General features: G+C 41.3%; 20 protein-coding genes. 12 read left to right on the forward strand and 8 right to left on the reverse strand.

Going from position 1 to position 24,506, the window contains the following annotated elements:
• Positions 1–58 precede the first annotated feature (58 nt).
• Together argJ and xthA are read right to left on the reverse strand one after the other, a co-directional pair.
• Positions 59–1,282: a bifunctional glutamate N-acetyltransferase/amino-acid acetyltransferase ArgJ gene (gene argJ, locus JMX96_RS00440; protein ID WP_201566565.1), complete on the reverse strand. Its 1,224-nt coding sequence runs from the start codon at positions 1,280–1,282 to the stop codon at positions 59–61.
• A 190-nt stretch (positions 1,283–1,472) separates the two neighbouring features.
• Positions 1,473–2,297, reverse strand: a complete 825-nt coding sequence (gene xthA / locus JMX96_RS00445; protein ID WP_201566567.1) for an exodeoxyribonuclease III — start codon at positions 2,295–2,297, stop codon at positions 1,473–1,475.
• Positions 2,298–2,502: 205 nt separating this feature from the next.
• Here xthA and JMX96_RS00450 point away from each other — a divergent pair, with 205 nt between their 5' ends.
• From JMX96_RS00450 to JMX96_RS00470, 5 genes are all read left to right on the forward strand, one after another.
• Entirely contained in the window at positions 2,503–3,090 is a 588-nt protein-coding gene (locus JMX96_RS00450) for a thioesterase family protein (RefSeq protein ID WP_201566569.1), read from the forward strand.
• A 6-nt stretch (positions 3,091–3,096) separates the two neighbouring features.
• Positions 3,097–3,933 carry an ATP-binding cassette domain-containing protein gene (locus JMX96_RS00455; RefSeq protein ID WP_201566571.1) on the forward strand — a complete coding sequence of 279 codons (837 nt, stop codon included), beginning with the start codon at positions 3,097–3,099 and terminating at the stop codon, positions 3,931–3,933.
• Positions 3,934–4,080: 147 nt separating this feature from the next.
• Positions 4,081–4,857: an ABC transporter permease gene (locus tag JMX96_RS00460; protein WP_201566572.1), complete on the forward strand. Its 777-nt coding sequence runs from the start codon at positions 4,081–4,083 to the stop codon at positions 4,855–4,857.
• Between the two features lie 461 nt (positions 4,858–5,318).
• Entirely contained in the window at positions 5,319–7,016 is a 1,698-nt protein-coding gene (locus tag JMX96_RS00465) for an AMP-binding protein (protein ID WP_201566573.1), read from the forward strand.
• Positions 7,017–7,659: 643 nt separating this feature from the next.
• Entirely contained in the window at positions 7,660–9,360 is a 1,701-nt protein-coding gene (locus JMX96_RS00470; protein WP_201566574.1) for an AMP-binding protein, read from the forward strand.
• A 91-nt stretch (positions 9,361–9,451) separates the two neighbouring features.
• Here the strand turns inward: JMX96_RS00470 and JMX96_RS00475 are convergent, their stop codons facing one another.
• From JMX96_RS00475 to sohB, 5 genes are all read right to left on the reverse strand, one after another.
• Positions 9,452–10,321: an SDR family oxidoreductase gene (locus JMX96_RS00475; protein ID WP_201566575.1), complete on the reverse strand. Its 870-nt coding sequence runs from the start codon at positions 10,319–10,321 to the stop codon at positions 9,452–9,454.
• Positions 10,322–10,443: 122 nt separating this feature from the next.
• Complete coding sequence (locus tag JMX96_RS00480; RefSeq protein WP_201566576.1) at positions 10,444–11,208, reverse strand: histidine phosphatase family protein; 765 nt, start codon at positions 11,206–11,208, stop codon at positions 10,444–10,446.
• A gap of 48 nt (positions 11,209–11,256) precedes the next feature.
• Positions 11,257–12,501: a phosphotransferase family protein gene (locus JMX96_RS00485; RefSeq protein WP_201566577.1), complete on the reverse strand. Its 1,245-nt coding sequence runs from the start codon at positions 12,499–12,501 to the stop codon at positions 11,257–11,259.
• Positions 12,502–12,742: 241 nt separating this feature from the next.
• Positions 12,743–13,993, reverse strand: a complete 1,251-nt coding sequence (locus JMX96_RS00490; RefSeq protein ID WP_227676873.1) for an acyl-CoA dehydrogenase family protein — start codon at positions 13,991–13,993, stop codon at positions 12,743–12,745.
• 258 nt (positions 13,994–14,251) lie between these two features.
• Positions 14,252–15,232 (reverse strand): protease SohB, encoded by a 981-nt coding sequence (gene sohB / locus JMX96_RS00495; protein WP_201566580.1) that lies wholly within the window; start codon positions 15,230–15,232, stop codon positions 14,252–14,254.
• A gap of 374 nt (positions 15,233–15,606) precedes the next feature.
• Between sohB and aspS the strand changes: the two genes are divergently transcribed.
• The 4 genes from aspS (at position 15,607) to JMX96_RS00515 (ending at position 20,390) form a co-directional block, all read left to right on the forward strand.
• A complete protein-coding gene (aspS, locus tag JMX96_RS00500) occupies positions 15,607–17,433 on the forward strand; it encodes an aspartate--tRNA ligase (RefSeq protein ID WP_201567215.1) in 1,827 nt (608 codons plus the stop codon).
• A 67-nt stretch (positions 17,434–17,500) separates the two neighbouring features.
• Positions 17,501–18,484 carry a lysophospholipid acyltransferase family protein gene (locus tag JMX96_RS00505; RefSeq protein WP_201566582.1) on the forward strand — a complete coding sequence of 328 codons (984 nt, stop codon included), beginning with the start codon at positions 17,501–17,503 and terminating at the stop codon, positions 18,482–18,484.
• A 151-nt stretch (positions 18,485–18,635) separates the two neighbouring features.
• The gene (locus tag JMX96_RS00510) at positions 18,636–19,436 is read left to right on the forward strand and encodes a glycosyltransferase (protein ID WP_201566584.1); all 801 of its coding nucleotides are present in this window, start codon (positions 18,636–18,638) and stop codon (positions 19,434–19,436) included.
• Positions 19,437–19,532: 96 nt separating this feature from the next.
• Positions 19,533–20,390, forward strand: a complete 858-nt coding sequence (locus JMX96_RS00515; RefSeq protein WP_201566586.1) for a hypothetical protein — start codon at positions 19,533–19,535, stop codon at positions 20,388–20,390.
• A 59-nt stretch (positions 20,391–20,449) separates the two neighbouring features.
• Here the strand turns inward: JMX96_RS00515 and JMX96_RS00520 are convergent, their stop codons facing one another.
• Positions 20,450–21,616, reverse strand: a complete 1,167-nt coding sequence (locus JMX96_RS00520) for a glycosyltransferase (RefSeq protein ID WP_227676838.1) — start codon at positions 21,614–21,616, stop codon at positions 20,450–20,452.
• A gap of 258 nt (positions 21,617–21,874) precedes the next feature.
• On the opposite strand from JMX96_RS00520, the gene JMX96_RS00525 reads away from it, so the two are divergent.
• The 3 genes from JMX96_RS00525 to JMX96_RS00535 are packed head-to-tail and all read left to right on the forward strand — an operon-like array spanning position 21,875 to position 24,446.
• Positions 21,875–22,891: a Stealth CR1 domain-containing protein gene (locus JMX96_RS00525; RefSeq protein ID WP_201566588.1), complete on the forward strand. Its 1,017-nt coding sequence runs from the start codon at positions 21,875–21,877 to the stop codon at positions 22,889–22,891.
• 5 nt (positions 22,892–22,896) lie between these two features.
• Complete coding sequence (locus JMX96_RS00530; protein ID WP_201566589.1) at positions 22,897–23,661, forward strand: glycosyltransferase family 25 protein; 765 nt, start codon at positions 22,897–22,899, stop codon at positions 23,659–23,661.
• 17 nt (positions 23,662–23,678) lie between these two features.
• Positions 23,679–24,446 carry a glycosyltransferase family 25 protein gene (locus tag JMX96_RS00535; RefSeq protein ID WP_201566592.1) on the forward strand — a complete coding sequence of 256 codons (768 nt, stop codon included), beginning with the start codon at positions 23,679–23,681 and terminating at the stop codon, positions 24,444–24,446.
• Positions 24,447–24,506 lie beyond the last annotated feature (60 nt).

A 24,506-nucleotide genomic window follows, 5' to 3' on the forward strand; every position in this document is an offset into this window, starting at 1 on the left:
GAACAATATTTGTTCTGGCTCTTATACAACTATGCAAATTCTGTTTTGTTAAGAATGACTAGCTACGATAATCAGCGTTTATTTTGACATAATCGTATGACAAGTCGCAGGTATACACTGTATCACTAGCATCACCACGAGCAAGGTCGATATGAATGGTAATCTCAGCGCGGCTCATGACTGTTTTGCCCGCCTCTTCTTTATAGTCAGGTGCAACACCGCCATTTTGGCAAATCATTACCTCATCTAGATACACATCGACTTGCTCTGTGTCTAGGTCTTCAATACCAGCATAGCCCACTGCTGCTAATATGCGTCCCCAGTTAGCATCACTAGCAAAAAATGCCGTTTTTACTAAGGGTGAATGTGCGACTGCATAAGCCACATCGCAGCACTCTTGCGTGGTTTTACCCCCAGTCACCTTGACCGTCATGAATTTAGTAGCGCCTTCTCCATCACGTACAATCAATTGTGCCAGACGGACAAATACATCGGCCAATGCATCAAATACAGGCTGATAATGTGGATGCTCTGGACTATCAATCACCTCTGAGCTAGCAGCACCTGTTGCAATCAACACACAACAATCATTGGTTGAGGTATCGCCATCGACAGTAATGCGGTTGAAAGACTGCTCATTGATAGCGCTTAGCATCTCTTGTAATAAGTCAGCTGCGATGTTGGCATCTGTCGCCACATAGCCTAGCATAGTCGCCATATTTGGGCGTATCATTCCTGAGCCTTTAGACATACCAGTGACATGATAGCTAGTACCTGCTACGTCAATTTTTTGACTGGCTAATTTAGGAATAGTATCTGTCGTGCGAATGCCATTAGCAGCGGCTAGCCAGCTATCAGACGCTAGATTAGCCAATGCATTATCCAAACCTGCGATGACCGCATCACTATTTAACGGCTCACCAATCACGCCGGTAGAGAATGGCAATATCGTATTGGTATCTACACCGGCCTTTTCAGCCAACGCTGTACAGATATCAATAGCGCGGCGCTTACCATCAGCTCCCGTACCTGCATTTGCGTTACCCGTATTGGTGACTAAATAGCGCGGACTAACTTTAGTAAAGTGCTCACGCAATACTCGCACTGGCGCGGCACAAAAGGTATTTTTAGTGGTGACAACCGCAGTAGTGGCCTTATCCGATATTTCGATAACTACTAGATCGTCGCGGTCTTTGTAGCGAACGCCTGCCGCTGTGGCACTGAGTTTGATACCATCGATAGGATAGATAACATCAGGTACTGATACATTTCCAACAGCCATAATAAAATCCTTATTTCTCAATTTTTATCGTTATTTACGGAGTACGAAGTGATAAAGATATAGTCAGTTCAAGATTACTCAGATACAAGGAGAGCTAGCTACAGTGTTACAACCAGCAGACTGAACAAGCTAATCATCGTATCTAATTGACATGAGATTGACTATATATAGGTATCACGGTATATAAGTATTACGGTTGCTTTAAGTCAAATGCCGACCAAATCGGTGCATGGTCAGATGGTTTCTCCATAGCACGTAGCTCATAACTGATACCAGCATCGATACATTTATCGATTAGATCTGAGGTACATAGGATATGATCAATACGTAACCCGCGCTTAGGTTCATCATTGAAGCCGCGACTGCGATAATCAAACCAACTGTATAACTCGGTGCTCTCTGGATAATGCAGACGGTAAGTATCTGTCAGCTCACGTGACATCAATGCTGAATACCATTCGCGCTCTTCCGGCAGAAATGAGGTTTTTCTGTTTTTCAACCAACGCTTGGCATTAACTTCACCAATACCAATATCGATATCTTCTGGCGCGATATTCATATCACCCATGACGATGATCGAACGACCTTCAGATTTTAGCGTATCAATATAAGCCATCAAGTTGGCATAATAAGCGCGCTTCATTGGAAATTTGGTCGGGTGATCTTGGCTCTCTCCTTGCGGAAAGTAACCATTGAGCACATCCACTTCACGACCTTCAAACTCATAACGTGCATGGATAAAGCGTTTTTGGGCTTCTTCATCTTCGCCAGGAAAGCCTTTTTGTACAAATACAGGTGCAGCTTTGGATAGGAGTGCAACGCCGTAATGCCCTTTTTGTCCAAAGTACTCGACGTGGTAGCCCAGGCCTTCGATATCGCTAAGCGGAAATTGATCATCATGAACCTTGGTTTCTTGTAGGCCCATGACATCAGGATCGATTACCTCGCGCACCGCCTCGAGCTGATGCTGACGTGCACGGATACCATTGATGTTAAAACTGACAAAACAGGTCATAAACTGTCCTATACTGATTGGTTAGAATATAGCGCTCTATAAATGGGTGAAATATAAACGACTATGATAACAAATGTAAGCGGTTCTAGCGGTTGCATGGCCTGATATCTTGAGCTAGAGTAACTATATTGTAAGCACTATCTATTATTGGTCTATCTGAAACACTTTTATTCAACAATACTTATTAAAAATATCGAGCATCACTATGACAACAATTAAGCAAAAAAATACGACATCAGCCACGAATGATGACACCAAACCATTATTTGCTAAAGATTATAACGTCTATATTAACCATACTGATGCTGGCGGTATAGTCTATCACGCCAATCACTTGGTGTTTTTTGAAAACTGCCGACGCGACTGGTTTACTGAGTTGGGCTTAAATGGCTATTTTTTGCAGACTGATAGTGGTGAAGTGCAACATTTTGTCGTGAGTCAGGCCGACTTGCAATACAAAAGAGCCATTCTATTAGATGAGGTAATTAGCGTACGTATTGATAAAGTGGAGCTAAAACCTGCCAGCATCATATTTTATCAAAGTATATATCGCAACCTACCGAATCATGGTACTACCGAAACAGATAATAGCCAATTACTAAGCAGCACCAAAATCGTCATTGCCTGCGTACAAAATCTCGTCAAACCAGAGCCAATGAGTAATGATGAAATAGGCAGCGATAAACCAGATACTGCAGCGACAACCCCACCAATGCGTCCTATTCGTGTACCAAAAAAACTGCGCGTTACGATCGAACAGGCTATCGACGAGCAAGTAAATGGTCAGCAGTAGAACGCTATGAGCATAGATACGGATAGAGTGTTGCTTGAATTTGATAACCTATGGGTACATAGCCAACGGGCGATAAATGCTCATAGCATTAAAGATAGTAAAGAAGCACTGAAAAAACCTTCTATGCCGTCTAGCATTTATCAAAAATGGGCAAGCAAGCTAACCGCAGACGCTTCACTGGATGAAGAGCTATCAACTCCTGCTCGAGCACTAGTAAATGGTGTAAGCGGCACACTACTGTCAGGGCAAGTCACTGTTTTGACAGGAGCGTCTGGTAGCGGTAAATCAGTACTGCTGCGAGTATTAGCAGGATTATTGCCAATGAGCAGCGGCACTGTTCGTTTAGATGATGGCACGTCAAGTAATGTTTATCACGATATGCATGAGACTGCACCTATACAGTGGCGCCAGCAGGTCGCCCTACTTGCTCAGCATCCACAGCTGTTAGACGGTAGTGTCCTTGAAAACTTACAAATGCCTTATCAATTGCACGCTCACCAATCGCAGAATTTTGATAGAGACTGGCATGTTGCTCAGCTTGAACACTTAGATAGAAGTGCAGATTTTTTACAACAAGACGCCAAGCACTTATCTGGTGGCGAGCGCCAACTGGTCAATACATTGCGTCTATTACAATTCAATCCACAAGTTCTATTGTTAGATGAACCAACTGCTGCTTTGGACATGGACACTTCAGCACAGCTTGTCAACTTACTTATCAGCTGGTTGCACGCAGATGCGCAGCGCACACTCCTATGGGTAACTCACGACACAAAAGATATCATGCCTTTGGCAAATAGACACTGGCACATGCAAGCCGGTGTGCTCACTGCAGACTCTTGAAGAACTTTTATTCAAGAATATTTAATCAAATGAGTAAGTCGTCGCTTAGTTGCTCAGACAATTTATTACGTTAATGACCTCAACTCTCACCTTGTATTATTACCATAATCACTTCCTAAATAATCTCATACGAGTGGTACAAATGATATGCAAATTTTTCTCACTTATGGTGATATCGCTCTTGCTAGCAGCCTGATTATCATTGTATTACTCATCTCTTGGCGCTTACGTTTAAAGCTAAGCAAGACCCTTTTGATAGCGGCATTTCGTACGATCATACAGCTTAGCTTTATTGGGCTGATACTGGCGTGGATTTTTGCACGTGAACAATGGTATGAAGTGCTACTTATCTTAACGGTCATGACTTTAATTGCAGGAAGTGCCGCCAAAAATCGTGTCAAACGCAGCTATAAAGGGTTATTAACAGATACGTTATTAGCAGTCGGCATTTCAGCAATATTAGTAACGGCGATTGCGATTATAGCGATTTTGAATGTTGAGCCTTGGTATACACCGCAATTTATTATTCCTATATTGGGTCTAATATTAGGGAACTCTCTGACTGCCATTTCGTTAACGAGCAATCAACTGATTGAATCCTTTCATGAGCAATCTGGACGTATCGAGATGATGCTCAGTTTATCTGCTAAACCATTCGAAGCCGTCCATGAGCAGATAAAAGCAGCTATCACTAATGGCATGACCCCAACCCTGAACTCTATGCTAGTCGTCGGTATTGTTAGCTTGCCAGGCATGATGACGGGTCAAATCCTAGCGGGCGCCGATCCCACTCAAGCCGTACGCTATCAAATAGTCACTATGTTCCTGATATGTGTCGGCAGCACGCTTGGCTGCACCATCAGTGCATTACTTATTTATCGACGTTTCTTTAATAAAAAAGATCAATTCATTTTACCGCAATAATTTTGGCATCTACACTCTTTTGTGTTTTGTCAGCTCACCAATATTAGTTATATGTTCCTTCTTTAGTCAGCTCACAAAGTTAATATATTCTTATAAGTTAATATATGTACTGCTCAGTATCGCTTACTGTTATTGTTTTAGACTAAATTCATGCTAATGTATTGCTCAAATGTATCGTTTTTTTGATACTTTATTTGTAAGCAGCAGATAAATAGTTTTAGAACGAGCATTATTTTTATTACTAAACTTTCTATTTATTTGTTCTATTTAACGCTTTATTTAAATATTTATTGAATAAAATACTGCTACAGCAGCAAAAAGACTAGCCATTAATCAATAGACAGGGATGCTATTGAAGATGGTATATACCACCTAAATGAGTGGTGGTTTGTACTATTGATAGATTGACAACTACCCTCTTAAAATACTTTAGCCTATATCAAATCGCAAGGATGCTAACTATGATATCGAACAAACCTTGGCTTTCTCAATATCCAGCCGGTGTACCAAAAACCATTAATCCCGATAGATATAGCAGCATCATGGAGCTGTACGAAGAATGCTTCGATCGTTTCCGTGGGCACCCTATGAGCATCTGTATGGGAGTGACTCATACTTATGGTGATATTGATAACGCTTCAATGGCAGTCGCCGCTTGGCTACAGAACCAAGGCTTGCCAAAAGGCAGTGTCGTTGCTCTCATGATGCCAAACGTTCCACAGTATCTACCAACCATGGTTGGGATATTGCGTGCAGGCTATGTATGTACCCCTGTCAACCCACTATATACTGGCCGAGAATTACGCCATCAGCTTAACGATTCTGGTGCTCAAGCAATTTTTGTGGTTGATAACTTTGCCCAAGCGCTTGAGCAAGTCATTGAAGAAACGGCTATCAAACGTGTCATTCTATCGAAAATGGGCGATATGATGGGCTTGAAAGGTATTTTGGTCAATACGATTATTCGTCAGGTCAAACGCTTAGTACCCAAGTACAACCTTAATGATCCTAAGTACCATGTCACTAAGTTTCCTGAAGTATTGAAAAAAGGTAAAAACCTACCTTTTCAGCAACCAAAAATGTCTTTGGATCAAAAAGCATTTTTACAATATACAGGAGGTACCACAGGTCTTTCGAAAGGCGCTATTTTGTCACAGCGTAATATCGTAGCAGCAGCGATGCAATCAGAAGCATGGACTCGCCCTATCACATCAGAAATTAACGAAGTGTATATCAATATGGTAATGGCGCTACCGCTCTATCATATTTTTGCATTCATGCTGAGTTTACTTGGTATGCGCTCAGGCTATACCTTTATACTAGTCCCTAATCCACGTGATATTCCTGGATTTGTTAAAACCTTATCAAAACAACCGTTCCATATTTTCCCTGCAGTCAACACCCTCTTTAAGGGGCTGCTCGATAATCCTAATTTTAAAGATTTGGACTTTAGCTCTTTGCGTATCTCACAAGCTGGTGGTATGGCGGCTACTGAGCAAACTGCGAATCGCTGGTTAGAAGTGACTGGCTGCGCGATGATCGAAGGTTGGGGTATGACAGAAGGCGTTGCAGTTGGTACCGCCAACGTTATTACCAATCGTGAGTTTAACGGTACTATCGGTGTGCCAGCACCAGGCGTAGATGTCATCATTATTGATGAAGATGGCAAGCATGTAGGTTTAAACGAAGGGGGCGAACTATGTATTAAAGGCCCTAACGTAACCTCTGGATATCTGAATAGAGACAGTAGTGCTGATTTTACTAGTGATGGTTATTTCCGCACTGGTGATATCGTCAGCATGGATGACAAAGGTTATATTAAACTGCTCGATCGTAAGAAAGACATGATCTTGGTTTCAGGATTTAACGTATTTCCGAACGAAATTGAGTCCGTAATGCTTGACTGTGACGGTATTCTTGACTGCGCGGTAATTGGTATTCCTGATAGTCATCAAGGTGAAGCGGTCAAAATATACGTAGTACCTGAAGACAACAATGTTACCAAAGAAGTGATTACAGACTTTGCCTTAGATAATCTAACGGGTTATAAATGTCCACGCCACATTGAGTTTGTGAGTGACCTACCAAAGAGTAATGTCGGTAAAGTACTGCGTCAAAAATTGCGTGAAAAACACAATGCAGACCATCCACAAAGATAAACGAACATCAAAGTTTTAATTTTTTAAAACTTTGATTTTATTTTCGCTAAAGAGCATTTTACATTTAATGTAGAGTGCTCTTTTTATATATTCACTTTATGTCATTCAATTATAAAACTACCCTCTAATAATTACTATGAATTTACTTTTATGTTGAGTTATATGACATTTTTTGAATAAACTTTATGTTAATTACTTGATAAGAAAGTAAATTATTTGTCTAGGCCTTTTCTAACTATTCAACATATATTATTTCATTTATCAAATTTAACTGTAAACTATCTAGTTCTTGTATAAGCATAACAGGCACGGTTGTAGTTATGTTAATGTATTGCCAAAATGTGTCACTATACTTTCTGTTATTTTGATCTTATATAATTATGACTGATATCGATTGATTAGCAGTATTTACTAGTAGCTATTTTCATTACCAAAACATTAATTGGTTTTTTAACCTGACGAGATATTTATGCTCTGTGGTTGAATCAAACTTTATAAGGGCCTCGTATTTTAGCAGTATGTGAATATATAGGATAACACTCGACAATTTCTTGCTAACGGAACAGCAATATAAATTGTTGACATGGATGTGACTACTTTTTTATAGAGCCTTAATTTATTTTAATATTTAAGGACGCTAATCATGACTGTAGATAAACCTTGGCTTGCTCAATACCCGGAAAACGTACCCAAGACGATTAATCCGGATCAGTATGAAAGCCTCATAGAGTTATATGAAGAGTGTTTTAACCGCTTTCGTATGCATCCGATGACTATCTGTATGGGTGTTACGCATACTTATGGTGATGTTGATAACGCTTCACTAGCAGTCGCAGCATGGTTACAAGCACAAGGTTTACCTAAAGGCAGCGTGGTGGCTCTGATGATGCCAAACGTTCCACAATACCTACCGACTATGATTGGTATTTTGCGTGCAGGTTACGTTTGTACACCTATCAATCCACTATATACAGGCCGTGAGCTGCGTCATCAATTGAATGACTCAGGCGCTCAGGTTATCTTTGTCGTTGACAACTTTGCTCAAGCACTTGAGCAAGTCATTGAAGAGACCAATATCAAACGTATCGTGCTGTCAAAAATGGGCGATATGATGGGTCTGAAAGGTATTTTGGTCAATACGGTCATCCGTCAGGTCAAACGCTTGGTTCCAAAATACAACCTAAATGACCCTAAGTACAATGTCACTAAGTTCCCTGAAGTATTAAAAAAGGGAAAAAACCTACCGATTCAAGCACCAAAGACTACCCTACAACAAAAAGCGATTTTGCAGTATACAGGTGGTACGACTGGTTTATCAAAAGGTGCTGTCCTAACACAACGTAATGTCGTTGCTGCTGCTATGCAATCAGAGGCATGGTATCGCCCTGTGACCTCAGGTATCAACGAGGTATACATCAATATGGTTATGGCCTTACCGCTGTATCATATTTTTGCCTTTATGCTAAGTTTGCTCGGTATGCGTTCAGGTTATACCTTTATCCTAGTGCCTAATCCGCGCGATATGCCAGGGTTTGTCAAAACCTTATCAAAACAACCGTTCCACATATTCCCTGCAGTCAACACTCTATTTAAAGGGTTACTTGACCAACCAAACTTTAAAGATTTGGACTTTAGCTCGCTACGTATTACGCAAGCAGGTGGTATGGCGGCAACCGAGCAAACCGCAGCACGTTGGTTAGAAGTAACTGGCTGCCCCATGGTTGAAGGTTGGGGTATGACTGAAGGCGTGGCTGGTGGTACTGCCAACGTTATCACTGATCGCAAATTCAACGGTACTATTGGTATACCTGTACCGAGTGTCGATATTATCGTGGTTGACGAAAACGGTGAGCGTGTTGGCATGCATCAATCAGGCGAGATGTGTATCAAAGGTCCAAACGTAATGTCAGGATACTTTAATAAAGACAATAGCAATGACTTTACTCGCGATGGCTACTTCCGCACTGGTGATATCGTTAGCATGGATGAGAAAGGCTACTTTACTCTACTAGATCGTAAGAAAGACATGATCTTAGTTTCAGGCTTCAATGTATTTCCGAATGAAATAGAATCTGTCATGCTTGATTGTGATGGTATCGTCGATTGCGCCGTGATTGGCATTCCTGATGAAAATCAAGGTGAGGCGGTTAAAATCTATATCGTACCTGCCGATAACAACGTCACTAAAGAAGTTATCAAAGAATTCGCGCTGGACAATTTGACTGGTTATAAATGTCCACGCCATATTGAGTTTGTCAGTGAACTACCAAAGAGTAATGTTGGTAAAGTACTGCGTCAAAAGCTGCGTGAACAGCATATGTCAAATAATCCTCAAACGTTGTAATACTTGCCCTGCTATTTAGAGTAAATAAAAGAAGAAGCCCATTACTATTGTAGTGGGCTTCTTCTTTTCTACCTTAGGAAAACCGATTTGATTAGCTTAGTTTATTCATTACTTGTAATGGCAAGTGCTTCATCGCATGACTGACCATGGACCAAGGCAGGCTCGGCACACAGGCTTCATCTACACCCGCTTCGATAGCTGCGACAATGGCTTTAGTACCAGTATCTGTATCGACTTCAAATGGTAATGGCTTAGAGCCTTCGATGATTTCAGTACGAATATAGCCTGGGTAAATCGTAGAAACCTTAATAGGAAGATTGGTCAAAAGCATATCAGCACGAATACCTTCTGCTAAGTGAGCCAAACCAGCTTTACTTGCACCATAGGTTGTCAGATGCCTGGGCAATCCACGCATGGCTGACATGCTAGATATCACGACCAAATGCCCACTATTCTGAGCACGGAAGATATTCATTGCGGCTTCACACTGTGCCAATGCGGCGACAAAATTGACATCAGCAGTGCGACGATTGGTTTCAAAACGCCCTTTACCAATGCGGCGGCTATCACCAATACCTGCATTAACCACTACTCGCTCAATGCTACCGAAATCATCCGCAAAAGCATCAAACACTTCAAAGACCGTATCATAATCACTCACATCTAGTGCTTGGCATTCGACTCGAATATCAGGATACTTGTCCATCATCTCCGATTTTAAATGCTCCAAACGATCAGTACGACGCGCACATATAGCCAAGTTGTAGCCAAGGCTAGCAAACAGTCTTGCCATACCCTCGCCCAGACCTGAACTGGCACCTGTGATAAGCACCGTTCTACCTTTGCCTACTTGCTGCTTACTCAAGTCTTTTAGATAACTTGCAGGTCGAACCGCGCCTACTATCTGGTTTTTGCTATGGCGCGCACTTTTAGCAACCAATTTTATTAATTTGTTTTGCATGTACCGTCCTTTGTATATCGATATTGCACAGAATCAAATCAGTATTTCTTAGTATAAACGCTGATAGTGCTTATACTTTAAGCAAGTATGACACTATATTATTCGTAAAATCATGTGTAAATTTATCGCCATGTCACAAACGGTTTACCATCAGAGAATAAATGACTGTATTCATTCAAAGACAACAAGCGAGAACTTTGATTCTTTAAAGTAATAGAGGTCACACCCGTATTAACCAAGCTTTTATTCAGCTGATAAGCAGTCTGACTACCTTGTTGCAGTAACTGTGCAGTGATTGCAGCGATGACACCGCCTGAAGTAAATACGAGCACGGTACTGTCCTGACCTAAGCTCATGCTTGCTACTTTTGTACGTACTTGTTCAAGGGCTTGCTGTGCACGATTATTAAACTGTGGCCAACTTTCAAGATAGTCTTGATCATTGTCACCAGCATGCCAGCGCTGCATCGCTTGATCAAATAGCTCAGCCAGTCGTGTCGCTGGCGATTCTGCTTTGGCGATTTCAGCTGAGATGTCAGATCGATTACCAGATGCCTCTGCTGACTTAACAAACACGTCTTTATGATTAAACTCATCAAACTGCGGCAGAATATAACTATCAGGCTGATCAAAATTGATTACAGGCGCAACAGCAGTGCCATCGCCATTACTGGCATGTGTAGATGATTGGTAACGCTCCCAAAAATGACGTGCTGAGTCTTGCTGTCGAACCAACCTACCAGTAAATATGGCATCGATGCGGCGCTGTGTTGCTGCATAGTGCTGACCTAGCATTTGTGCCTGAACAGTGCCTAATTCTGAGAGTTGATCATAGTTTTCTTGTCCAAAAGACGCTTGGCCATGACGTGCTAAAAGTATGGTTGTCATAAATTCTTACCCTTTATCATATTTGCTAAAGTACGGTTTGCTGAATGCTTACGCTTCAGGGGAGTCAGGTGCTTTTGCAAAATAACCTTTTGGTAAAATACTTTTGACCACTTTTTGAACAGGGCTTGGTAACTGCTCGATAGCAGCAGCATCTACGCCTATGTCTTCTAAATGCGGCTGAACATGTGCATTGAATAAGGATTCGCCTTCATATTGTGCAATGAGTTTCAAACATTTAGCATGCATGACATGTATAACGAGCCAAGCATTTTTGAAAGCTGGATTGGTGGTTTGCTTATGATAATAACGATAGTAGATTTGCTGAATAATGCCTGAGAGGCGGAACAAACCAAACACTTCATAGAAGGTCCAATTATCTATCTCTAAACCTGACTGTTTTAGATAATATTCAACCACTTCATCACGCGTCATCATGCCTTCTAAATGTGTTGGCTGACGACGGAACTGCTGCATGATGATATTATCATCTTCTTCAATCCAGTAAGCCAACGCACTACCCAAGTCCATCAATGGATCGCCAAGGGTTGCCATCTCCCAGTCGAGCACGCCAATAACTTTGGTCGGCTCATCCGCATCAAGTATGACATTGTCAAAGCGCCAATCATTATGAATGATACAAGTTTTGCTATCAGCAGGCGTATGCTTAGCAAGCCATTGTCTGACCAATGCAAAGCTTGGTACGTTTGGTGTCTTTGCTTTCACATAACGTTTGTCCCAACCACTGATCTGGCGTTCACAGTAACCTTCACCGCGACCCAAATTAACCAAATCAGGATTCTCGGTATAGTCTATCTGATGTAACTCTACCAAAGCGTCTAATACATTGGTGCAAAGCAGACGTGTTTGCTCAGGATTTAGATCGATACCTTCTGGTAATTCTGCACGAGGGATAATACCTTCCATCCGCTCCATCACATAAAAGTCAGCGCCGATAACAGCTTCATCCGTACAGAGCGCAATCATCTCAGGCACATAAGGATATGCATCTTTTAACGCTTTTTGAACGGTGTACTCACGCACCATGTCATGGGCAGATTTTGCCTTGGTACCTTTTGGTGGACGACGTAATATGAGGTCTTGGTGTTTATCTTCGCCTTCATACTGTAGTCGATACGTCCAGTTTGATGCGCCGCCTGAGAACTGAGTGACCGTAGGCTCGCCTACCACGTCGACACCTTGATCGCGAAGCCATTCACTGACTGCTTTGGCATCAAGCTCTTCACCTTCGCGTACGGCACCGCCTTTGTCTAGTACTTTATTATCAGTTGCCATGAGACATTCCTTATCATGTGGTCATTTATTTTTATAACAGATATGCGAGCTAGTTCTCAATTCCATTTATCTAATGCTTATTACCATTTTTGAGATGAGGACTCGCTCTAGTGATGAAAAATTCACTACTAAATCGTTAATAGTGAATTCTTAATTAGCATGTTGATTGGCTTATTCTTGATAGTTGCGTGAGCAAATCGAAACTAACTCACACAACCGTTTGTTAAGATCAAACTTAAGACTAAGCTTTATCAGATTTAGCAGAACGACTAAAGCCTTGACGTTTTAGTTCTAGCTTAGCAATCATGGTTTTATGTACTTCATCTGGACCATCTGCCAAACGTAATACACGTGCTTGCGCGTAGAAATTCGGTAGCAAGGTATCTTGGCAGACGCCCATACCACCATGAATCTGAATCGCCATATCGACGACTTCTTGTAGCACAGTTGGCGCCACTACTTTGATAGCAGAGATTTCAGTCAATGCGGCTTTGGTGCCCTGAGCATCCATTTTTTGGGCGGCGTACAACGTGAGCAAGCGTGCTTGGTCGATTTTGATACGGGCCTCGCTGATACGCTCAAAGTTACCACCCAATTGTAGTAATGGCTTACCAAAGGCAGTACGTGACATGCCACGTTTGACCGCTAATTCAAGAGATTTTTCGGCAGCGCCGATACAACGCATGCAATGATGAATACGGCCTGGCCCTAGACGACCCTGTGCAATCTCAAATCCCTTACCAGGTCCACCAATAAAGTGGCTGACTGGCACACGTACATTTTCAAAACTAATCTCACCATGGCCGTGCGGTGCATCATAATCACCAAACACTTTAAGCATACGTTTAATGTTCACACCCGGAGTATTGACTGGCACAAGCACCATCGAATGCTGATGATGACGGTCGGCACTTTCATCCGCGGTATATGCCATCACAATCAAGACATCAACCGCTGGATCGCCAAGACCAGATGACCACCACTTGCTACCATTGATGACAATCTCTTCACCATCTACTACCGCTGTTGCTTGCATATTGGTTGCATCACTTGACGCCACATCAGGCTCAGTCATACAGAATACAGAGCGTGTCTTACCTTCTAGGATTGGGGTAAGCCACTTGTCTTGCTGCTCTTGAGTACCGTAGCGCCATAACAGCTCCATGTTACCGCTATCAGGGGCATTACAGTTGAATACATGAGGTGCTAGCAAACTACGACCCGTCAATTCTGCGATAGGCGCATAATCAGTGACTGACAGTCCTGCACCTAGTGTGTCATCTGGTAGGAATAAATTCCACAAACCCTCTTCACGTGCTTGTTTGCGCAGGTTTTCGTAGGCTTCTGGCCACTCCCAGTTTTCCCAATTACCATCAGGGTTTTTCTTATGACAATCTTCCCAGAATTGGGCTTCGATGGGCTCAATATTCGTTTCAATAAACGCTTTGACTTTGGCATGCATGGCTTGACCATGTTCTGTTGCAGTAAACATTAAATTGTCGTTAGACATAAATGACTTCCTTTTCTTTATTGATTGTCTAAATCAAATGTTGATAAAAAGCTCTACTAGAGCTTTAGTGCACGTACGTATACTGTTTTCCGTGTGCTACATTTATAACACAGCAATTGTCAATAAACAGCAAAAAGGCGCGACCAGCTAGGCCACGCCTTTTACAAAATATAAACAATGTATCTAAAAACTTCTGAGCACTAAAATACCATTATTTAACTATCATAATGATAACTAACATTATTTCAGAATATTTAGGCGACTATTCAAATCAAAACGTGCAAGTGCATCAGGTAATTTATCTACAGCCATGCTCAATGTTGCTTCTGCTGCTTGAGCCAATCCTAACTTTTCTGCTAACGTCGGCTTCTGACGTGAATATAGTGCGTACACTTCGTTGTCTTCCATACGTTCCAAAATATAGCTATCTGAAGTCTGTAGACTATCAATTAAGTTAAGCTTTAACGCATCTTCGCCATACCAATGCTCACCAGTAGCTACTTTAGCAACATCAAGTTCTGGACGATAGGTATTAACGAAGTGTTTGAATAGCTCATGCGTCTGCTCTAGCTCTTCTTGATATTTGGCACGGTCTTCGGCATCATTTTCACCAAATACAGTCACCGTACGCTTATAGTCACCAGCGGTAAACATCTCATAATCGACGTCATGGTTTTTTAGCCATTTATGGAAGTTTGGCAGCTGTGACACCACACCGATTGAACCAATGATAGCGAATGGTGCGGCTATTACCTTGTCTGCAACACAAGCCATCATATAGCCACCGCTTGCCGCCACCTTATCAACACAGACCGTCAATTTTAAGCCAGCATCCTTTAGGCGAACCAACTGTGCTGCAGCCAAACCATAACCATGTACCAGACCACCGCCTGATTCGAGACGGACGATAACTTCGTCACCTTTATTTGCGGTACTAATTAAAGTACTGATTTCTTCACGCAAATGTTTGACCGCAGTTGCTTTGATATCACCGTCAAAATCGAGCACGAAAACTTGTGCCTTATCATCGGTATGTTTTTTCTTATTTTTAGTTTTTGCTTTCAATGCTTGCTTGGCTTTTTTGGCCATGACTTTTTTGAACTGTTTGAGGGCAGCTTTGCCTTGGGTGGCTTCCATCAAATCTTCGCGGCGCTGCTTTTGAGCATTATTTAAGTGGCGTATTTTAAGCTCAACAGGGTTTTTAGGGGGATGAAATAGCATGGTTACAAATCCTCAAGTCAGTAAATATATTGATATGGCTGTTTTTATTAACGTGCGGTTGATATGTGCACACTAAGCGGAGTTTTCAAGCATGATGACAATATTTAACCCAATATAAATATCATCGAATAAATACCTCAAATACTTGCAGACTCCCGTTCTTTGATTGAACTCAGCCGGTTGTATAACAAGGGCAGATTAGGCATAATATGCGTTTATAACAAATTTTCTGCAGCCAACGTGATGACCATATGTCTTAATCGCGTTGTTTGTGTGTTTTTTTTGCAAATAGCTTGAAACGCACAACAATGGCTGCATTATTGTACTTCGAATTGGGCTGATAACTGGATAACCATATTATGACGCAAAGCACTATGACGCATAGCGAATACCGAGACGAGTATTGCGGAGCCGTAACCGAGAGCTTGCTTGAGCAAACCATTAGTATCGTAGGCTGGGTACATCGTCGTCGCGATCACGGTGGCGTGATTTTCTTAGACATGCGTGACCGCGCGGGTATCTTACAGGTCGTGGTTGACCCTGATACCCCAGAAGCTTTCGCAGCAGCTGATGCTGTACGTCCTGAATACGTGCTAAAGATAACTGGCCGCGTACGTCGCCGTTATGAAGGTACTGAAAATAATAATATGACCAGTGGCCAGATTGAGCTATTGGGCAAAGAAATTGAAGTACTGGCTAAGTCTGAAACGCCGCCATTCCCATTGAATGACGAAAAAACGACTGTATCTGAAGACTTGCGTCTAAAGTATCGTTATCTTGATATGCGTCGTCCGCAAATGCAAGAGCGTATGGTATTCCGTGCCAAGGCAACTTCAGCGATTCGTCGTTATTTAGACGACCATGGTTTCTTGGACGTTGAGACACCTATCTTGACTCGTGCAACGCCTGAAGGTGCGCGTGATTATCTTGTACCATCACGTACCCGTCCAGGTAACTTCTTTGCCCTGCCGCAGTCACCACAGCTATTTAAGCAATTATTGATGGTGTCAGGTTTTGACCGTTATTATCAAATTGCTAAATGCTTCCGTGATGAAGATTTACGTGCCGATCGTCAGCCTGAATTTACTCAGGTGGATATTGAGACGTCTTTCTTGAACGAAGAAGAAATCATGAACATTAACGAAGGTCTTATCAAGCATTTGTTTAAGACAATGATGAACGTTGAGTTTGAACAGTTCCCACGCATGACTTACGCAGAAGCTATGCGTGACTATGCATCAGACAAGCCTGACTTACGTATTCCACTAAAGTTGGTTGACGTTGCAGATTTGATGAAAGACGTTGACTTCAAAGTATTTGCTGGCCCTGCAAACGATCCTAAAGGTCGTGTGGCTGCCCTACGCATTCCTGGTGGCGCATCATTAAGCCGTAAGCAAATCGATGCTTATACCAAGTTTGTTGGTATTTATGGCGCACGCGGTTTGGCTTATATCAAAGTCAATGACGCTAGCAGCATCAATAACGGTGTGGATAAAGAGTCTGGCCTACAGTCTCCAATCATCAAAAATATGACTGATGACGTGCTTGTGAGCCTAATCGAGCGTACTGCTGCAGAAGATGGCGATATTATCTTCTTTGGTGCAGACAAAGCCAGTGTCGTGAATGATGCGATTGGTGCATTACGTCAAAAAATCGGTCTAGATCTTGAAATGACGACTTGTGAATGGGCACCTCTTTGGGTGACCGACTTCCCAATGTTTGAAGAGACTGACGATGGTCGTTGGACGTCGATGCATCATCCGTTCACTAAGCCTAAAGGCTCAGTTGAAGAATTGAAAAACAACCCAGAGTCTGCCCTTTCTATCGCTTATGACATGGTATTGAACGGTACTGAGATTGGTGGTGGTAGTTTACGTATCAATACTTACGATATGCAGCAAGCTGTACTTGAAGCGTTGGGTATTGGTGAGCAAGAAGCTGAAGACAAGTTTGGTTTCTTACTTGATGCTCTAAAATTCGGTGCACCACCGCATGGCGGCCTAGCATTTGGTTTGGATCGTTTGATTATGTTGATGGTAGGCGCAAGCTCTATCCGTGACGTTATCGCCTTCCCAAAAACCAAAACAGCTGATTGCCCATTGACCCAAGCACCTGCTGGCGTTGATAGCAAACAACTACGTGAGCTTGGTATCCGTGTGCGTGAAAAAGCACAGGCTGATACCAACAAGCCTGCTGAATAAATCGTTTGATGATGCGCGGTTGCTGTCTACAGTGCTTGTTACGTGATTCATTACCATGTGAGTGGTCATGAATCCGTATCATATTTTCAAAGTCGTGCCATTGTCTGTACTGCAGATGCTGGCACGTTTTGCCGCTTGGGTTATCATTAAGATACCCAGTCTAAGTATCATGCGTACCATTCAGATCAATATGGCGCTGATTACTCATACACTGTCTGAGCAGCAAAAGTGCGCATTGACCAAAGATATTATTTATCATCAATGTTTGACCAGTATTGAATCTATAAAAAGCTGGGCGATGCCACCTGAATGGAGTATCGCTCAGATTCGTGATGTCCATAATAAAGACATTTTTTTAGAGGGTCTTGCCAATCCAAATGGCATGCTTGCTATCGTACCGCATCTCGGCACTTGGGAGATGATGAATGCTTGGCTCAACCAGTTTGGTGCGCCAACCATTATGTATAAGCCAGTTGACGGCAAATTCGCTAACGAGTTTATCCTTCAGGGTCGAGCGCGACTCAATGCCACTTTGGTACCTACTGATGGGAGCGGCGTCAAAGCCGTGTTTAAAACACTCAAGCAAGGTGGTTTTAGTATTGTATTGCCCGACCACGTTCCAGAACCATCAGGCGGCGTTGTCGTTCCATTCTTTGGTATAAAAACATTGACCAGTACACTTGCCTCAAAATTGGCGAGCAAAACCAAATGTGCGCTAGTTGGCTTATCTTGTATTCGCCGTACCGATGGACGCGGCTTTGATATTTACTGCTACAAACTCGATGATCCAGCCTTGTATGACCGCAATGCTGAAGTGGCAACTTATGCTCTCAATCAGGCCATGGAGCGTATGATTACAGACAACTACAGTCATTATATGTGGGGCTATCGACGTTTTAAGCGTATTCCAAACTTAGGCAATCCTTATAAAAAAGATAAAGAGACTTTAGCAGCCTTTATCCAATCTCACCATTCTAGCGTTTCTAGTCGTTCTGATAGCGATATCAACGATAGCGTTAAAAGCGATAACACTAAGCTCGACAATCATTAGTCATCACCAACCTAGCGTTGCACTATTTAGACGTACCATCAGTTTAGACGTACCATCAGTCGCAGCTATGCTAATATTGACTGAACTCTACATCCTTTTACTTTTTATTAGTCCTTCATTTATCTGACTATTATCTCAATACGAGTGCATTATGACATCTGACGTAACTAAGATTTCATCTATAGACCCTAATCAGACCAATACAAATGCTGCTGAACAGCGTTATATCATCTGTATGAAATGGGGCGACAAATATGGTCCTGAATATGTCAATCGTCTCTACAACATGGTTAGTCGACATCTAACCTTAGATTTCCAAATGGTTTGCTTGACCGATGACAGCACAGGTATTGACCCTGCAATTGCATGTTATCCGATACCTGATATGGATCTACCAGCAGGTCCTGAACGTGGTTGGAAGAAACTGACTACCTTTAAGCCTGAGCTGTATGATTTAAAAGGTGTGGCCCTATTTTTAGATATCGATATCGTCATTGTTGATAATATCGATGCGTATTTTACTTACCAAGCTGAGCATGAAGACAGCGTCGTCATCATCCGCGACTGGAAAAAACCTTGGCGCATGATTGGCAACAGCTCTGTCTATCGCTTTAATATTGGTATGAATACCTATCCTGATTTACTGTCCAATTTTGAGCGAAACTTTGAAACCATTCGCACCCAAGTACGTCACGAGCAGGCTTACCTCTCTAACTATTTGCGTGAGCATCACCACCTAGAGTATTGGGATAAAACATGGTGTGTCAGCTTTAAGTACCAATGTATTGCGCCTATTCCTTTTAACTTTGTACGCACACCTACTCTGCCAAATGATGCAAAAATCGTTATCTTCCACGGTGAGATTAACCCGCCCGATGCAATTGCTGGTAGTGGCGGTAAATGGTATCGACATGTGAAGCCAAGCCCATGGTTAAAAGACCATTGGCAATAAATGCTTAGCAATTAACCATATTTAGACAATTTATAATTAGCGTAAAGGCAGTGTATTAAGATATAAGATAGGTGAAATAAACGACTGGAAAATAGTATGGCGCTATATTTGAGACTACCTGCTACCGCTGGGTTCAATATTGATAATGAGCTCATCATTATCAATGCTTTTAATGCCAATGAACCTGAACAAAGCCTGCATGGAAAAGATGTCAATATTATCGCTTCAGGTCCATCTATACAGCAGCTACCGTTAGCAGAGCTCCTAGATACGCCTACTATTTTTGTCAATGGCAGTATCAGCCTGATTGGGCAGCATCAGTTTACCGATATTGCTGGTTACGTCATCAGTGATGCGCGCTTTATCAATCATCAGCCTGAGATTTTACAGCAGTACTATACGGGTCAACCTCTATATGCAACATTAGCTGTCTTTGAAGCGATGGCCACCACGCACCCTGATATTATGCAAACGTACCATCATGCCATGCGGGTGTTGTACCCAGTGGATAGGCCATGGGGAGTCAAGTCAAACAAGCTATCTTTTAATAAGCTTATCTTTAAGAAAAAATTACTCAATAAAAAAATGCCGCTATCGTACTTTATCAATAATCCAAACTTTATTATTGATAGCGATCATAAAGCGGCTGACATTGGTGTCTCTCTTAACATTACTCATGGATTTGTGGAAGCAGGCACCGTTGCTTATGTCGCGGCGCAGTTGGCGTTTTCGCGTCAAGCAGCGAGTATTCATCTGTACGGTATTGACCTGCTCAACAGTAAGCAACCACGGTTTTATGAAAATAAAAACAATAGTGCGCCAAGTATGCTCAGCAAAGTCATGAACGAGCGCATTATACCTTCGTTTAACTTGCTCGGCAGAATCTATCAATCGCATGGTGTCCCTGTCGTCAATCACTCTCCTATCTCTAAAACGCTATTCGACACTTTCTAGTTGATGACTCGTAATTAACAACCTCTACTTGATTGCGTTTAATTAAGAACCACTACAAGTTATAAACCCTCATTTTTCTCTGAATCTAAGACAGAACTAAAGGCTAAGTACTGTCTTGCAATATGTTCAGGCAGCAACTGCTGGTTTAGCGGCACTATATAATCTGTAAGGTTATCTATGGCTTGATCGATGAGCAATGCCATTCCATCAATATCACCTACCGCAATCAAGTTCTGCTCGGGTAATAGCTCTCGTGGACCAAAAGGACAATCCGTACTGATTACTGGTACACCCAGTGCCTGCGCCTCTACGATGACATAACCAAAGCCTTCAAACTTAGAAGTAAGTACCATCAGTGCAGCTGATCTAATTAATGGATAAGGGTTTGTCTGAAAGCCTAAAAACTTAATACAATCGCTAATATTTAGTTGGACAGCCAACTGTTTAATCTCTGCTTCAAGCCTACCTTTACCTACTAGTACTAACGGCAGCTTCCGTTCTGTTTTGCCATACGCCTGTAGCAAGTCTCGATGACCTTTCATGCTATCAAAAGAGGCAACATGTATAATGTACTCTTTATCTACTAAGCCGAAATGTTCAAGATGGCTAGATGCTGCTGCTTTGGTATTTATAGCAATAGCATCACAAGGATTGTAGATTGTTGTGGTTTTGGTGATATTTCCGATAAGAGCAATCAAATCTTGGCGTGCACCCTTACTTACACAGCTACAAAGATGAGCGCCATAAACCATTTTCAAATGATTTATAGTCTGTACTGGCGCCTCTAATAATTGATTTTGGAACTGCTTTGATAGCGCTGTATGCAGTACATTTACGATGTTTGGCAACTGGCTATATGCCATAATCCAGTTTATTTTATAGATATTAGCCAGTATCAAATCTGGCTTTCCTATTTGGCTAAGCACGTAAGTATCAATACGTTTAGCAACTGATTCGTAAGCTTTTGCTTGCGTAGATTCTGGGTCGAGATTCTGCTCAGAAAACACCTCATCATATGGCACGATGTGATATTGCACGCGAGCGTCTAGTAGCATATCTTGCGTCGCCTCCAAACATAAGATATGAGTACGATAGCCCATATCTGCATAAGTGCTTGCCAAAGTCGTAACCATACGCTCAGCACCGCGACCTTCAAGCGCTTTTAAAATAAATAGAATAATAGGTGGCATTAGTGTCTCAGCTTGATTTTTTAACGGTATAGGCATGATAGGTTAGCCAAATAAATGCAACTATGGTCATAATTATTGCAGCGTTCTGACTTTATATGCTAGTCTCACCTACCGCTGGTGCTCGGCATTCACTCAGTAAAGTACGAGCAGGATTTAACGGTATGTCTATAAAAATTATAATTAGTCTAACTATCTAAATCGATTAAACCTTGTTAATAATCGCATCAGCAAATATCATAGCTGGTCTAATATCGCTACTAAAATAGATATGTATCCGCAAAAACAGGATCAGTTATGAAACAGCCTAATGAAAACACATTAGACATCGTCATTGCTTGGGTAGATGGCGCAGACCCTATACTCAAGCAAAAACGAGAACAGTATAAGCCAACTAAAAAAGTGGCATCTGACGCAATAACTGACACTCGTTTCGCCAGTGACGATGAGATATATTATAATATTGCTTCTATCATCAAATATGTGCCTTTTTGTCGTCATATATATATCGTCACAGATCAACAAAAGCCAGCGTTCATCGATGAGTTTGCCAAACAAGGTATTTGTTCAGCAGATAAAATACGCATCGTTGATCATAAAGATATATTTTCAGGTTACGAGCAGTTTTTACCTACGTTTAATAGCACTTCAATCGAGACGATGATATGGAATATTAATGGGCTATCTGATTACTTCATCTATATGAACGATGATTTCTTTTTTAACCAACCGGTAAAAATGGATGAATTTTTGGATGATGAAAAAATTATTATTCATGGCCATTGGCAAAAGAAAATAGTACTTAATACTAAAATGAAATATCGGCAACTCTTAAACAAATTTTTAGAGACTCCTATTCAGCCTAAATATACTACAGCTCAAATGTTAGGCTCTATACCTCTTAAGACTAACCAATTCTTCAAGATACATCATTATCCTCATATTGTTGACAAGAGCATATTAAGCAGCTATTTACTAAGCAACATTACTTTTCTGGAAAATCAGATAAAGCATCGTTTTAGAGATATATCTCAATTCGATCCAATTTCTTTGGCTAATCACTTAAGCATACAGAAAAATAAAGCCGTTCTGAAACCTGATTTAAACCTAAACTATCTTAAAAATGAATATAGCGTAGAGAAATTCATAAAAAATTTAGATGATGAATCTATAAAATACGGTTGTATTCAAAGTATGGACTTATTAAGTGAAGGGTTTTCACAAAAGGTTAATAAAGCAATGATTAAAAAGTTCTATCTATACTTACCCGAATCGTTGTTGAGAGAAGAAACCCAATGTGCTATCAAAAGGTAAATGATATGAAAGTTCTTACTTACTTGATCAACCTAGACGGTAGCGATGAGCGCCTAGAAAGATCGAAACAACAGCTTAATAATATTGGTTGGTCATTTGAACGCATCGCTGCCTATGATGGCCGCGGCAAAGCTTTATCGGAGTTTATAGACTATGATGACAAACGAGCCAGAAGTAATTTAGGTCGTAGTCTTTTAAATTCAGAAATCGGCTGCTATTTAAGCCATTATCAATGTGCACAAAAGTTCCTGGAAACTGATGCTGATATTTTAGTTGTATTAGAAGATGATATGAAGATGATCAGTAGTTTTAAACCTGTTATTGATAAAACACTGACGTATCTACATACTCATCCAGAGTTGGACTGGTATCTGGTTAATATCGCAGCTAAAAAAAAGAAGCTTGCTAAAGACATTGTTACTTTTGATGCGCATACTTTATGGCATGCTTATTACTTCCCTATCCGCGGCTTAGGGCTTATTTGGTCACGCAAAGGTGCAGAAGAGTTTATTAAACAAGGTAAGACCATTTATATGCCTGTCGACATTTTCTTCCAAAGATGGCTTAGCCAAAATGGTAAAGGTCTAGGCCTATGGCCTGCACTGATTAGCCCAATGGGATTCGACAGCGATATCTTAGGTACACAAGCGACCCAAAATATACAACGTAAAGAAAAAGAAGGTAGAGACTCATTTTATAGTTTGAAAAAACAGAAAAGAATGTTGCAAGATAAAGCCATAGCCATTAAAAACTTAATCATTACCAAATAATGTAGGACCACCCTATTATGAGAAAGTTTGTCATTAGCTTAGCCTCTGCAACCGACCGCAGAAAGCATATTGAATCAGAATTTGGTAAACATAACGTAAACTATGAATTCTTTGATGCTTTAACACCGGATGTTGCGAAACCTTATGCTGAACGTTTATCTTTAGACTTAGCATCTGCCAGTTTAACCTTAGGTGAAATAGCATGTATGATGAGTCACGTAGCAATTTGGGAAAAAATCATCAAAGAGAATTTAGCATACGCCACTATTTTTGAAGATGATATTTATTTAGGTGACGATGCTGAGCCGTTACTCAATTGCGACAAGTGGATTAAATTTGACTGGCAGATCGTTAAAATTGAAGCTTTTGCCAAAAAAACCTATTTATCAAAAGATACACATGCTGTCCTAGGTGGTAAGCGCTATGTAACTGAATTAAAAGGTAAAAATTTAGGCACGGCAGGCTATATACTATCTCTTCAAGGTGCCAAAGTATATCTAGACTATATCAAAAATAATAACTTACTACCTCTAGATAGTTTGATGTTTGATAATTTTATTATTAGTGGCTCTGAGGCAGTGCAACAGTTAGTACCTGCGTTATGTATCCAAGAAATGCTTTTACACAAGAATAACCCTTCTCTACCTAGTGCACTACTGACAGATCGTAAAGATCGAATGAAACTAGAAAAGCAAAAAGGATTCGCTAAAGTACACAAAGAAGCTAGAAGATTAGTGACACAAGCTAAAAAAGCCCTTTTCGCGAAAGAAGTGCCTTTTAAATAATTTTTTCGATATCGACTATAAATCATAGACAATAATTTCATTACGACGATCGAGTTTGCT

Source organism: Psychrobacter sp. JCM 18900, from assembly GCF_904846625.1.
Lineage (GTDB): Bacteria > Pseudomonadota > Gammaproteobacteria > Pseudomonadales > Moraxellaceae > Psychrobacter.